The 13,723-nt window shown below is 30.0% G+C and carries 15 protein-coding genes and 2 tRNA genes; 14 read left to right on the top strand and 3 right to left on the bottom strand.

Annotated elements, in window-relative coordinates:
* Window positions 1-44: 44 nt before the first annotated feature.
* Window positions 45-118 (top strand) — tRNA-Thr (locus tag MBOVPG45_RS04205).
* A 188-nt stretch (window positions 119-306) separates the two neighbouring features.
* Here MBOVPG45_RS04205 and MBOVPG45_RS04200 read toward each other — a convergent pair.
* From MBOVPG45_RS04200 to MBOVPG45_RS04190, 3 genes are all read right to left on the bottom strand, one after another.
* On the bottom strand, window positions 307-1,980 hold the full coding sequence (locus MBOVPG45_RS04200) for an IS1634-like element ISMbov3 family transposase (protein WP_013455961.1): 1,674 nt from the start codon (window positions 1,978-1,980) through the stop codon (window positions 307-309).
* A gap of 158 nt (window positions 1,981-2,138) precedes the next feature.
* The gene (gene rbfA, locus MBOVPG45_RS04195) at window positions 2,139-2,480 is read right to left on the bottom strand and encodes a 30S ribosome-binding factor RbfA (RefSeq protein ID WP_013456461.1); all 342 of its coding nucleotides are present in this window, start codon (window positions 2,478-2,480) and stop codon (window positions 2,139-2,141) included.
* 80 nt (window positions 2,481-2,560) lie between these two features.
* A tRNA-Thr gene (locus MBOVPG45_RS04190) sits at window positions 2,561-2,636 on the bottom strand.
* Between the two features lie 81 nt (window positions 2,637-2,717).
* Here MBOVPG45_RS04190 and MBOVPG45_RS04185 point away from each other — a divergent pair.
* The 13 genes from MBOVPG45_RS04185 to MBOVPG45_RS04125 all read left to right on the top strand — a co-directional run bounded on the left by MBOVPG45_RS04185 (window position 2,718) and on the right by MBOVPG45_RS04125 (window position 13,719).
* Window positions 2,718-3,851: a DnaJ C-terminal domain-containing protein gene (locus tag MBOVPG45_RS04185; RefSeq protein ID WP_013456438.1), complete on the top strand. Its 1,134-nt coding sequence runs from the start codon at window positions 2,718-2,720 to the stop codon at window positions 3,849-3,851.
* 287 nt (window positions 3,852-4,138) lie between these two features.
* Window positions 4,139-4,600 (top strand): hypothetical protein, encoded by a 462-nt coding sequence (locus tag MBOVPG45_RS04180; RefSeq protein ID WP_014829997.1) that lies wholly within the window; start codon window positions 4,139-4,141, stop codon window positions 4,598-4,600.
* A 70-nt stretch (window positions 4,601-4,670) separates the two neighbouring features.
* Complete coding sequence (gene cmk / locus MBOVPG45_RS04175) at window positions 4,671-5,336, top strand: (d)CMP kinase (protein WP_013456261.1); 666 nt, start codon at window positions 4,671-4,673, stop codon at window positions 5,334-5,336.
* 2 nt (window positions 5,337-5,338) lie between these two features.
* A complete protein-coding gene (der, locus tag MBOVPG45_RS04170) occupies window positions 5,339-6,649 on the top strand; it encodes a ribosome biogenesis GTPase Der (RefSeq protein WP_013456382.1) in 1,311 nt (436 codons plus the stop codon).
* Window positions 6,650-6,822: 173 nt separating this feature from the next.
* Window positions 6,823-7,137: a 4'-phosphopantetheinyl transferase superfamily protein gene (locus MBOVPG45_RS04165; protein WP_013456524.1), complete on the top strand. Its 315-nt coding sequence runs from the start codon at window positions 6,823-6,825 to the stop codon at window positions 7,135-7,137.
* A gap of 9 nt (window positions 7,138-7,146) precedes the next feature.
* Window positions 7,147-7,887, top strand: coding sequence for a lysophospholipid acyltransferase family protein (locus MBOVPG45_RS04160; protein ID WP_013456430.1), 741 nt, complete (start codon window positions 7,147-7,149; stop codon window positions 7,885-7,887).
* The gene (locus MBOVPG45_RS04155) at window positions 7,880-8,641 is read left to right on the top strand and encodes a segregation/condensation protein A (RefSeq protein WP_013955071.1); all 762 of its coding nucleotides are present in this window, start codon (window positions 7,880-7,882) and stop codon (window positions 8,639-8,641) included. Before MBOVPG45_RS04160 ends, MBOVPG45_RS04155 begins: the two co-directional genes overlap by 8 nt.
* On the top strand, window positions 8,631-9,209 hold the full coding sequence (gene scpB / locus MBOVPG45_RS04150; RefSeq protein WP_013456616.1) for an SMC-Scp complex subunit ScpB: 579 nt from the start codon (window positions 8,631-8,633) through the stop codon (window positions 9,207-9,209). The genes MBOVPG45_RS04155 and scpB overlap by 11 nt, the downstream gene beginning before the upstream one ends.
* Window positions 9,210-9,220: 11 nt before the next feature.
* Window positions 9,221-10,075: a pseudouridine synthase gene (locus MBOVPG45_RS04145; protein WP_013456120.1), complete on the top strand. Its 855-nt coding sequence runs from the start codon at window positions 9,221-9,223 to the stop codon at window positions 10,073-10,075.
* A gap of 5 nt (window positions 10,076-10,080) precedes the next feature.
* A complete protein-coding gene (locus MBOVPG45_RS04140) occupies window positions 10,081-10,386 on the top strand; it encodes an Asp-tRNA(Asn)/Glu-tRNA(Gln) amidotransferase subunit GatC (RefSeq protein ID WP_013456031.1) in 306 nt (101 codons plus the stop codon).
* Window positions 10,386-11,699 carry an amidase family protein gene (locus tag MBOVPG45_RS04135; protein WP_013456387.1) on the top strand — a complete coding sequence of 438 codons (1,314 nt, stop codon included), beginning with the start codon at window positions 10,386-10,388 and terminating at the stop codon, window positions 11,697-11,699. Before MBOVPG45_RS04140 ends, MBOVPG45_RS04135 begins: the two co-directional genes overlap by 1 nt.
* A complete protein-coding gene (gatB, locus tag MBOVPG45_RS04130) occupies window positions 11,692-13,113 on the top strand; it encodes an Asp-tRNA(Asn)/Glu-tRNA(Gln) amidotransferase subunit GatB (RefSeq protein ID WP_013456338.1) in 1,422 nt (473 codons plus the stop codon). Before MBOVPG45_RS04135 ends, gatB begins: the two co-directional genes overlap by 8 nt.
* A gap of 159 nt (window positions 13,114-13,272) precedes the next feature.
* Window positions 13,273-13,719, top strand: coding sequence for a hypothetical protein (locus tag MBOVPG45_RS04125; protein WP_013456561.1), 447 nt, complete (start codon window positions 13,273-13,275; stop codon window positions 13,717-13,719).
* The last annotated feature ends 4 nt before the right edge of the window (window positions 13,720-13,723 follow it).

The following is a 13,723-nucleotide window of genomic DNA, read 5'->3' as shown; positions in this document are numbered from 1 at the left end:
AATTTACTAAGTTATATATTAAAATTATTTACCTTAGTAATTAAGCCAGTTTCGCTTAGTGGTAAAGCAGCTGACTCGTAACCAGCAGCCACGAGTTCGATCCTCGTAACTGGCACCAATAAAGTTAATGAAAATAGCGAAAACTAATTCGCTATTATTTTTTTACTCATTATTCTTTAGTGAATTTAATATCTGATCAATTTCAAATGCTTTTTTTCCTACGTTTCCCAGTTTAAGCATAAAACAAGAAAACATAATTATGTAAATTTTTGATTTCATAAGTTATGTTTTTTTACAATGTAATGTCTAAGTGACTTTTTCTTTTGTTAAAAGTTCTAATAATATTTGATAAGTTTGCCAACTTTCTTGTAACTCGTCGTTATAAACTTGTATAGTTTCGATTTTTTGTTTATTTACAAATACTTCAATTTCTTTAACTTCTTTGATAACATTAATCACTTTATGCTCAGTAATTTTACTTTTTCCAGTCAGTCCTAATTTTGAATTTAGAATGTAGATGATGTAATTTAAAAACACTAATGAAATGAAACATAAACAGATGTAACCAACAATATGGTTTCAAGTTGATAAATACATTGGACGAAGAGATAATTTACCTTTTAATGTCTTGAAATTAGACTCAATTTGTCATTGTTTTGAATATAAATTAATAACTTCTTTTACTGATAAATCTGTTCTGTTTGTTTCGTAAACATAGTATCCATCATATTTTTGATCTTCTTGTATTTTTTCTATGTCAAGTTCATAAAATGCACCTTTGTTTATAGGTTTGAAGAATCTATATTTTTTAGATCCCGCTAGATCATCACAAGAAACAAGATTATCTTTATTCATTTTCTTAGTGAAATTTTGAATTAAAATGTCTCTATCGTTTTTGTCTTTAGTTGCTCGTTTTTGGCTAAAACTAATTATTTGTCTTCTAAAATGTTCATTAATTCTTTTTTTATTGTATGATGATGCAATATCACGAGTTTTGTATATCAAACCACCATCATTTACATAATCTTTTTCATCTAATACATACTCTTTAAATTGTTTGCTTCCAGCTTTCATTCTATATGAAATTATGTATTTTCAATTCTTAGATTCTAAAAATCTAATATTTCTATTAACACTCATTCCTTTGTCAGCAATTATAGTTACACTGTTAACTTCATAAATATCTGCAATTTCAAGCATAAATGGTATGAAAGTATTTGAATCGGTAACATTTCCTGGAAATATTTTGTAGTGTAACGGTATCCCATTTTCATCAGTTGCCATACCTATAACAATCTGGTCTTCTTTAAATTTTCCATCTTTTGAATAGCCAGGTTTTTTATAACCTTCACGAGAAAATGTTTCAAAATAAGTAGTTGTTGCATCAAATCATAATACATCAATTTTTCTATTAGTATTTGCACAAATTTGTGCATTTAAATTTCTTAAAATTTCATCTTTGTTTTTTGCTATATAGTCTAATGATCTATAAAATGAATTTTTTGAATAAGTGTCTATTTTTTCTTTTTTTGCTGTCATATAAGTGTTAAAAACGCTTATTGGATTTTTAATTCTTTGATAAATCAACTGTAAAACAACATCTTTTAATGTTGTCGATTTTGTGGGTGAACAATCGTTAAAAATATTTAAATAATCAAATAGTTTTTCAACTACTTCGTAACCTTTGAACCTTTCTAAAACTTCTTTTTTGGTCTCTTTTTTCTCTTTAAGAATCTCATCTAATTTAGTTCTTGCTTGTTCTTTTGTTCAAGACAATGGAAAGTTTGCAATAATTGCTTTGATAATTGTTAGCGGATCATCGTGATATTGTTTTAATTCATGCAAATAACCATATCCTAATCTGTATACAAAACCTTTGTTATCTGGTCTTGGCACTCCAATTGATAAGTATTCACCTTTTTTGACTCTTGCTATTGATGTTCTTCATTGTCTTTTTGCATCATTTTTCGACTTCTTCATGTTTTTATTATATCATATTTAAGCATAAAAGTATAATAAATTATATTTTTTTATAAAAAAATATAGTCGCCGAAAACTGAGTGTTTTCGCGACTAAGTGGGAAACGTAGGACCAATAAAGTTAATGAAAATAGCGAAAACTAATTCGCTATTATTTTTTTACTCATTATTCTTTAGTGAATTTAATATCTGATCAATTTCAAATGCTTTTTTTTCAACTTCATCAATGTAAAAATGTAATTCAGGTATTTTTCTTCAGTTTAAGGTCTTTGAAAGAACTTTTCTTATATAACCGGAAGCATTTCTAACTGCTTCTAGTCCATCATTTTCTTTTGAGCTAAAAGCTAAAAAAATTTTAACATGACTTAGATCGGCAGAAAGCACACAGTCAGTCACTGTTGGATTATAAATGTTTGTATTAGTAAGCTCGTTTGTTATTATCGTAGAAATAAAATTTTTGATTTGAGACTCTTTTCTCAAAATGCTTATGCTCTTTTTCATACGATAATTTTATACATTTATTTATGTTTTATTGTAAATAAAAAAGCGGAAAACCGCTTAAAGTAAGTCAAAAAATGAAATGGTGCCAACAACAGGAATCGAACCTGCGACCCCATCCTTACCATGGATGTGCTCTACCTACTGAGCTATGATGGCGCAAATAACATTATATTTGAAATAACTTAAATTAATAATAATTTAGCACTCAAAGTCTAAATATGCTAAAATTATTCTGTTATGGCAAATAAAGATTACTACAAAATACTAGGCGTTGACAAAAAAGCTAGCGACCAGGAAATTAAGGCAGCTTATCGTAAGCTTGCAATGAAATATCATCCAGATAAGCTAAAAGATGGCACTAGTGATCAAAAGATGCAAGAGATTAATGAAGCATATGAAGTATTATCAGATCCTAAAAAAAGAGATGAATATGATAGATATGGATCAGTAGGTTCGGCAAACAGAGGATTTAATATGAATAATGCTGGCTTTGCTGATTTTGGCTCTGGAATGCAAGATATTTTTAATGATATTTTTTCAACATTTTCAGCTGGATTCGGTAGCTACGGCAGAGGTGGAAGATCGTCTCAAAGTGCTATGAAACAGAGAGGTTCGGATGTTTATTCCAATATTGTAATAACATTTGGTGAATCAACAACTGGGGTTGAGTTTAAAGAGACATTAAGCAAGTATGAAGTATGTTCTAAGTGTTCTGGCAAAGGCGCTGAGTCAAAAAACATTAAAGTCTGTGATAAGTGTCACGGAAGCGGTAAGGAAGTTGGCAGAAGAAAAACTCCTTTTGGCGTAGTGGAAATGGTAGGAGCTTGCTCTAAATGCGATGGCCTAGGCGAAATCATTTTAACTGTTTGTGATATGTGTAAAGGCGCTAAATACATTAAAAAAGAAAAACAAGTTACTATTAAAGTCTCACCAGGGTTTATAAGTGGAGATAAGATTAAGTTACCAGGATATGGTAAAAAAGGAATAAACGGTGGCGAGCCTGGCGATATGTATGTTGTAGTATCTATCAAGCCACATAAATATTATGTTAGAGAAGGTCTTAATTTACATATAGATAATTTCCCTGTTTCATTTTTAGACATAGTTAAAGAAAATGAAGTCACTGTACCAACACCAAGCGGACTAAAAGCTGTTAAAATGAAGCATTCATACAATAATGGTACAAAAATAAAAGTCAAAGATGGCGGTATGTGAGATAAGAATGGTAATAAAGGCGACTTAATAATAACACTTAGTGTTAAGGTTCCTGATTACTCATCACATAAGTTTAAGGATTTGGCTAAAGTTTTAGATGGATTCAGTGACGAAGTAAACAAGGATTATGTCGACGAGTTTAAAAAAGCTAAATAGCGAAAGCGCAATCAATTGGATTGTGCTTTTTTATTTATAAAACAGTGTTTTACGAAAAATTGAGTATGTTATATGTATCATAAAATATTAAATTATTCATTAACAAAGCAAAAAGCGCCGCAAGTTAACTTGTGGTGCTTTTTGCTTTGTTAATGAATATTATGTGTCTGTTTACGATTATTTCTTTCCAAATAATTACAAAATCAATCCGAGAGGTTGATTTTTTACCTTTAAGAGTAAATGTAAAACATTTTTATCCAATATACAAATCAAAATATAATTTAAGTATGAAAGAAAACAATAACAAGCCTATTTTAAATTCTTTTGATTTATCAGTATACAGTGAAAAAAACATGTTTGAGAGTCTTCTAAAGGAAAATAAAGAACTAGAAGCTCACTATCGTTTTTTTAACAAATTAATGCCGAATTATGATTTATTTAAACATATTAATGAAAGTATAAAAATTCCGATTGTTGATGTGAATAATATTTCCAAACACACTATAAAACAGGTTGATTTCGCAAATATAGATAAGTATTTAATTGATGTTAATTATTTGAAAACAAAAAATGATATTGCTTTTGACTTAAAAAGCATAAGCAAAAATATTTCGTTTTCATCAAATGAAATATTGCCTTTAATTGATGTTCAAAATAATGATTTTTATGATGGTGGCTCTTCTTTTAATGAAGATACTATTTCATTTGCAAACACAACTGAAGTAGTTATAAATAAAGTAGAATTTTAAGTACCTTTATAGCACAGAAGATTTTTATTTAATTTATAATTAAATAATGTAATTTAATTTAGGGAGTTTTATGAGCAACAAAATAAATATAGCAATAGATGGACCATGTGGAGCCGGTAAATCCACTGTTGCTAAAGAGGTAAGCAAAAAACTAAATTATGTGTTTATAAACAGCGGAAGTGTTTATAGAGCAATAGCTCTTAGTGCAATAAGAATGAATGTTGATTTTGAAACTGAAAGCGAAGTTTTTAAGATGCTTAGCAAGATTGAAATTGACTTAGACGAACACGAAAACATCTTTCTTAATAACACAAATGTATCGGACGCAATTAGGGACGATAAAGTAGCAAAAGCTGCCTCAAAAGTTGCTCAATACCCATTGATAAGACACTATGTTGTTGATTTTATTCATAAAATAACCAAAAAATCTAAAGGGTATATTATGGACGGCCGTGATACAACTTTTAAGTTAATGCCACATGCTGAATTAAAAATTTTTCTCACAGGGACTCCTGAAGTAAGAGCTAGAAGACGAGCACTTGAAAATAAGGACAAAGGATTTGAAACCAACTATGATGTTGTTTTAGCAGAAGTTAAATCTAGAGACTATGCAGATCAGCACAGAGAAACAGATCCTTTACATATAACTGATGATGCAATCGTAATTGATTCAACTGATATGAATTTTGAACAAGTGGTTGAAAAAATTGTTAGTTTAGCAAAAGAAAGAATGTAGTTATGAAAAAGAATGTAATTGCTATTATTGGAAAGCCTAATGTTGGTAAAAGTACCCTATTTAATAGGCTTGTTGGTAAAAGAAGTTCAATTACCTTTGACAGACCTGGCGTTACTAGAGACAGGTTATATGAATCATTTATGTGAAACGGTAAAGAGATCAATGTAATTGACACTGGTGGAATTCAAATTGAAAAGAAAGATTTTCAAGATCAAATATTAATTCAAGCTAAGATTGCTATTCAAGAAGCAAACGTTGTTATTTTTATTGTGGATGGTCAATCATCTATTACTTCTGATGACAAAATGATTTACAGTATGCTTCAAAAGTCAGGCAAACCTATTATTGTTGTAGCCAATAAGCTAGATAATATTTCAAAATTTGACTATGGATGATATTCACTAGGAGCTGACCATGTTTTTAGAATTAGTGCATTACACGGTAATGGTATAGGTGATGTTTTAGATCAATGTCTTAAGTACTTAAATTTTGATACTGACAATGTAAGTCCATATTTTAAACTTTCAATTATAGGCCAACCAAATTCAGGCAAAAGTTCACTCTTAAATGCTATAACTCATGAAAACAGATCAATTGTTTCTGATATAGCAGGCACAACTAGAGATAGTGTAAAAAGTGTAGTTGAATTAAGAGGCCATAAGATTGAAATTATAGATACTGCAGGAATTACTAAGAAAAGCAAAATTGATGATACTGTTGAGCATTTAGCACTTAAAAGAGCAATGTCTTCACTCGATGAATCTGACTTATCTATAGTTCTTATTGATTCAACCAGAGAGCTAGCACACTTTGATGCTCGAATCATTGGATATGCCTTAGAAAACAATAAACCTATAATAATTTGTGTTAATAAATGGGACTTAATTAATAAGACTCAAGACACAATGAATGAATATCGTAAGAAATTAAAAAACCGTTTTCATTTTGTTCCCTGAGTACCTGTCGAATTTATTTCAGCTAAAACAGGGGCTAGAATTGACAAACTTATTGACATTGTATTAAAGGTTAAAGAAAACTTAGAGAGAGAAATTAAGCCTTCTGTACTTACAAATTTAATAAGGGAAAGTCAATTGATTCAACCTGCGCCACCATATAATGGAGGAAGATTGAATATTTACTTTGCTCGAAAAACAGAAAATAAAATACCAACATTTATCTTTTTCGTTAATAATAAAAAATTTGTCCACTTTAGCTATCAAAGATTTTTAGAAAAGCAAATTAGACAAAATATAGAATATACCGGGTGCCCTATTAATATCATTTTCAAAAATAAGTCTAATGAATTTGAATAAGACTTATTTTGCTAATTTGCCTATGAAGTGGCAAATTATTTTTTATTATGGCTTTAACTTTGAGTATTTTCAATAATTATTAATTCCACTAAAAACATCAGTTTATAAACATACCATAAATATGCTTTTTGTTTAATGAAAAAATAAAACCCCATTTAATTTATAATTTAAATATGTTTAATCATAATATAGGCTTAGATATGACCAAGATAAGTCGATTTCAAGAGCTTAAAAAAAGTACAGCTATCCGAATCTTAAGTACTGATGAACTTAGAGAGTTCGATGAACTAAAATCCGATTATGAAAAACAAAAGTATTTAGCTACTCGTTGGTGTATAAAAGAGGCTATGTTTAAGGCTGATAACAATATTCCGGCCTTTGACAAAATTACTATAATCAAAAAACAAGGTGCATACCAGCATTCTGATTTTATGATATCAACAACAGATGAGGATGACTTAATAATAGCAGTAGTAATAAAAAAGTAGGAGTTTTATATGTTTATTGTAAAAATGATTTTTCTTTGATGATTAGTTCTATGGTATTGATGAAGAATAAATGCTTTTGCTAGAAAATATCGTAAAGATCCAACATTTTACCATCCACAGCAAAGAAACGACTGGCTTTTGAGAAAAGCTAGGTTTTTCTTGTGACTTTTTGGCGTAAAGGTGATAATTGAAGGGTATGACAATATTCCTAAAGGTGCTGTAATAATAGCTCCTAATCATAAGTCTAATGTTGATCCAGTTTTGGTTTTATACGCTTTAAAGAAGCAAACTAAGGAAGAAAATATTAGAAACAGAATACCTACATTTTTAGCTAAGATCGAACTAAGCAAAAAAAGAACAATGAGAAATTTATTAAGTTTAATTGATACCATTTATGTTGATAGAGAAAATCCTCGTGATGCTATTAAAAAACTTAATGAATTCGGTTCTTTTGTTAAGAAAAATTCGACTTGTGGTGTTATTTTCCCTGAAGGAACTAGAATTAAAGAAGCTGAATTAGGCGAATTTAAAGCGGGAGCTTTCAAAGTTGCAGTAAGCAATTATTTACCTATTGTACCTGTGGCAATTTCTGATTCTCGTGATGCTTTAAACAAGAAAAGAATGAAGTTATTACACATCAAAGTTACATTCTTGCCAGCTCTTAAGCCTGCTACTTTTATTACAATGGAACCTATGGTTATAGCTGAAAAAGTTAAAAGTATGATTAAGGGAGCATTAGAAAATGAATAACGAAGTCTTGCAACCTAATGCTGAAAATAAGTTTGATATTAAACTAGAAAACTTTGATGGGCCTTTAGATTTATTATTAGCTTTAGTTCAAGAAAAAAATGTAAATATTATGGATGTTGATGTTTTTGAATTAGCTACTGCTTATTTGAAAATAATTGAAGACTTGCAAGAAAATGAAATCGATGTGGCAAGTGATTATTTAGTTATGGCCGCAACACTTCTGGCACTAAAAACTAAAATGCTTTTATTTACTCCTGAGCAAAAGCCAGAAATTGAAGAAGACAAACGTGAACTATTACGCAGGCTTTATGAATATCAACAAATTAAGGAAGTTACCAAAGTGCTTCGTGAGCATGAAGAATCTAGAAAAGAGATTTTCATTAAGAGTCCAAGCAACATTGATGAGTTTTTGGTAGATGATGATAAAAGTGCGCTTGATGGCTCAAGCAATCCACTAAAGTTGATTACTGTTTTAAGAAAAATGTTTGAGAGAACATATGCTCAGCAACTTAGAAGAACAAAATTAGAAACATTTAACCTAACACCAAAAGATCAAATTCCGTTCATTTTGAATCTGTTTGATTCGTGTGACAAGGTATCTTTTGAAATGATTTTTAAGCAGCCTAGTTTAAATCACTTTGTTATAACACTTTTAGCAGTGCTAGATTTATCAAGAAGACAAATTATAAGAATGTATCAAGATGAACAATTTGGCGAAATTAGGTTTGAAAAGGGGCCAGAGTATGAAAAATAAAATATTGGAAGCTTTATTATATGTTCAAGGTGATGAAGGCCTTGCCTTAGAACAAGTAAAAGACATTTTTGGTTTAAATACTATTGCTGAGGCTAGAAAAGTAATGAATGACTTTGTTAGAACTTATAACGATGAAGATAGAGCACTAAAGGTTGTGAATTTCAATGAAGTTTTTAAATTATCAACTAGAGAAGCATACAAAGAATATATTACAAAAATGGTACAAGTTGTTAAAAAACACCGTTTATCGAATGCTGCTATAGAAGTTGCAGGTATTGTTGCCTACAAACAACCTGTTACTAGATCTCAAATCAATAACCTTAGAGGAGTTGCTAGTGAACAAGTTTTAAACACATTGCTGACTAAAGGTGTTGTTGAAGAAGTTGGAATTAGTCCTACTCCAGGAAATCCTATTCTTTATGGTGTAACAAACAAGTTTTATGATTACTTTAAATTGAAGTCAACTTATGAATTACCTAAATTAACTGAATTCAACTATTCTGATGGAACCGAAAACGAAGCCAGAGATTTTAATTTATTCGATGGCATAAAAGTTGATGTTGAATAGGAGAAATAATAGTGCATAAGTTTGTTGCTCATAAAAACGACGGTGGCAGAAAATTAATAAAATATATTAGTTCTCTATTTAAGGATTTACCAGAGAGTCGTATTTATAAGCTTTTACGTCAAAAGTGCGTAAAGATAAATGGCAAAAGAATTACTGACAGCAATCATATTATTAATGAAGGTGATGAAGTAGTAATTTATGGAATTAAAGAACAAGCAACAATTTATATTTATGATGTCGGATTACAATTAGATTCGAAAATTATTTATGAAGATGACAATATTTTAATAATCAATAAGAAGGCTGGAAAAGTAGTTCACGGCGAGCTACTTTGTTTAGATAACCAGGTGCTAAGTTATCTAAAATTTAAGCAAAATTCGTCATTTAAACCAAGCCATGTTGGACGATTGGACAAATGAACCTCTGGATTAATAGTGTATGCAAAAAACTATAAAGCATTACGTGAATTAAACGATAAAATAGGCTTTTTTGACAAAATTTACACACTGAAAAGCGATTATAATGGTGGTGATAATGTTGTTTCAGCTTATATTCACCATGATGAAAAGATGCAAAAAATGATTGTAACAAAGAATCCTGCTGGATTAAATAACCAAATAGTTAAAACAAAAATATATGTTGATAGCAATAAATTATATGCACAGCTACTAACAGGAAGAAAGCACCAAATTAGAGCAACAATGGAATACTTAGGATACCCAATTTATGGTGATATTAAGTATGGATGACGTAAAAAAACAAATAAGAGAATTTACTTACACTCCTATAAATTAGGGTTCAATAACTTATCATCACCCCTAGAGTACTTAAATGGTAGGGAATTTGAGTGTAATGAAGATTGGTAGGAAACATGAAGGGCAATATTAAAGAAGAGTTAAAAGAAATTGCACTATCATTAATGTTCAAAATTGATGTCAAAGTTTTAGACGACATAATGGAGCTTTGGACTGATTTAAACACTAGAATTGAATGACTAAAAGAAATTGACACAAGCAATGTTGAACCGTTAAGTCATATTAATGAAAATAGGTTTATTGATTTTCTAAGAGATGATGTAGAAGATAATTCATTAGTTTCCATTAAAAAACAGGATTTATTATCTAATGCTGCTGACTTTGATGAAAATTATATATTAACCAATAAGGTTGTAAAATAATGAAATTAGAAAATAAAGGAAACTTCAATAAGGCTCTTGATGAACTAAAAAATGACAAAAATAATTGTGTTTCTAGTTTATATACTAAAAAAAGAGCAAGTATAGATGGGATACTAGAGAACAGCGTTTTTACAATCAAAGATAATTATGCAACAGACGATCAAAAAGCCACAGCATCTAGTATGATTTTAAAGAATTTTAAGCCATATTACAATGCAACTGCTGTACAAAAGTTGCTTGATGCAGGCGCGATACCGGTGGCTAAAGTGCATTGTGATGAATTAGCACTAGGGGGAACAGGAAAACATAGTGCATTTGGATTAATAACTAATCCTTTTGATTCATCGCGTTTAGCAGGTGGTTCATCTAGCGGCTCTGCGGCAACATTAACTAGTAATGTTTCTTTTTCTTTAGGATCTGATACTGGCGATTCTGTGCGTTTACCTGCTAGCTACAATGGAATTGTGGGTTTTAAGCCTAGCTATGGAGCCATAAGCAGGTTCGGTCTGTTTGCTTTTGCATCTAGTTTAGACACTGTGGCATATTTTGCGCATAACGTTAACGATATAGCAGTTTTATCAAGGGTTATGTTTGGCAAAGATCCTAGAGATATGACTAGCTTGGATGTTAAAATTGATAATGTTATAAAAGCAAAGCCACAGAAAATTGGTGTTCTTAATGTGAAGGGCCTAGAAAAGTTTGTTGATGAAGAATACAAAAAGCTTATAAATAAGCTTTCTAAGTCAACAACAGTTGAGCTAGTCAGCATTGATGAAAAGCTTTATAAAGCAATAAAACCTGTTTATGAAATTATTTCATTTTCAGAAGCATCTAGCAACCTTGCAAACTTAAATGGAATAGCATTTGGTTCTAGAAAAGATGGTGATAACTGAGAAGAAATTATGACCAACACTAGAGCAGATGGTTTTGGAGAAATGGTGCAACTAAGACTAGCATTAGGATCATTTTTCTTGCATTCTAAGAATCAAGAAAAGATGATTTTAAAAGCGCAAAAGGTTAGAAGATTAATTAAAGAACATATAGATAGTATTCTTAATCAATATGATGTTGTAATTTATCCTTGTGCCGCTGACTATGCCCCTTATATTGATGATTCTAAAAATAGATCTCATGGGTATATGGATTACATTTTAACTGGTGCCAATCTTTCTGGTAATCCTTCGCTCTCACTTCCATGAATTAAAAATGATCTATTTGTTAATTTATCAATTGATTCAAAAATTTATGACGATGAAAAATTACTATCATATGCATTATGAATTGAAGAGTTCTTGAAGGAGAATAATGAATAATTTTGAAACAATTATCGGCATTGAAATTCACCTTGAGCTCAACACTAAAACAAAGATGTTTTCGCCATCAAAAATTGACTTTGAAGCCGATGCTAATACGACTGTAAATCAGATTGATTTAGGCTACCCAGGGACTCTTCCATTACTTAATAAAGAAGCTGTTATTTCTGGGGTCAAATTAGCTAAAGCATTAAGTATGACAATTGACAATGAATTACATTTTGACAGAAAAAATTATTTTTATCCTGATTTGCCTAAAGGATACCAAATAACGCAGTTTTATAGACCTATTGGTTCAAATGGTCACTTTGTGATAAATACTGAATCTGGCAGTAAAAAAATAAATATTGAAAGAATTCACTTAGAAGAAGATACGGCAAGACAGTATCATGGAGAAAAAACAAAGTTAGATTACAACCGTGCTGGTGTACCGCTAATAGAGATTGTTTCTTATCCAGAAATAAGTAGTGCCGATGAAGCTGTTGCTTACGTAGATATGATAAGAAGAATAGCTTTATCTTTAGGCATTTCTAGTGCAAAAATGGAACAAGGTTCATTGAGAGCAGATGTAAATATTTCTCTTAGACCAAAAGGCTATAAAGGTTTTGGTACAAAAGTTGAAATAAAAAATATGAACAGCTTTAGAGCCATTAGAAATGCTATTGACTATGAAATAAAGCTACAGACACAAAAAATCTTAACCAATGAGCCTATTTTACAGCAAACAAAGAGATACGATGAAGAGTCCATGAGCACAGTCGTTATGAGAACGAAAACTGGCACTATAGATTATAAATATTTTCCTGAGCCTAATATTCCTTTCATCAAACTTAGCGATGAGTTTATAAATAATGTTAAATTAAATGAGCTTCCATGAGAAAAAGAAGAAAGATATAAAAATGAAGGCATACAAGATATTTATATTAAAAGCCTAATAAATGATATAGAACTAGCCAATTATTTTGATTCAATCAACTATTTTGACAGAAGCAAATTAAGCAAATTGTTTTTTGCTGAAGTTGTATCACTTGCTAATAGTAAAAATGTTAAAGCCTATAAATTAGGCATAAAACCGCAGGCATTAGAAAGTGCTATAGGGTTGTTAGATGATGAAGTAATTTCAGGCAAGTCATTTAAAAAACTAGTCCCATTATTAATTAATTATGATGGTGATTTAAACAAACTTATAAAAGAAAACAATTTAGAACAAATTAGTGATGAACAAACAATAACAAAATGAATTGATGATGTTATAGAAAGAAATGAAACATTGGTTGCTGAATACACTGAAAGAAGTGAAAAAGTTATTAAATTTGTTTTGGGAAATGTTATGAAGCTTTCTGGCGGAAAAGTTAATCCGCAAAAAGCTAATGATTTATTAATGAAATTATTAAATAAGAAATTTAAACAGTAAATCTGGGCAACCCAAATTTTTGTTTATTAAGATTATGATAATTATCACTTTTTGTTGGCGAAATATTGTCTATCAATTTATGCTAAGGTACATTTTAAGCATTGTACTTGTGAACTTATGAAAGTTCAGAATTTTATACTTCAATACAGAAAGAATATTATGAAGAAAAAATTTATGCTACGGGTATCTGGCGCAACATTACTTGCTACTCCAGTAGTTGCAGCATCATGTGTTAATGAAACTAATATAAAAGCACAAGAAGATAAAAAGGAAAAAGAAGCATCTAAAAAAGAAATTATGAAGGAAGAAAATAAAACAAAAAACAAGTCATTATCTTCATCAACTACAGAATCAACAAAAATAGCCGAAGCAAGTAAAACGGAAGCACCAAAGCCAAAATTAGCTGTTAGAGATTCATCAAACGACAGTATTTTTGAGACATGATACACTGGTTCAATTACTAAAGAAAAAGCCACATTAAAAAAGAGTAAAACTGAAGAAACACCAGAAGCTAAAATATTTGATCGACTATATCCTAGTCTTAGAATAAAAGATGAACCAAAATTAAAAGTTATTGATCCTTGAACAATTGATGAAATAATTTAATTTA

Origin of the sequence: Mycoplasmopsis bovis PG45, assembly GCF_000183385.1 — a bacterium.
GTDB lineage: Bacteria > Bacillota_I > Bacilli_A > Mycoplasmatales > Metamycoplasmataceae > Mycoplasmopsis > Mycoplasmopsis bovis.
This window is presented reverse-complemented; position numbering and strand designations above follow the sequence as displayed.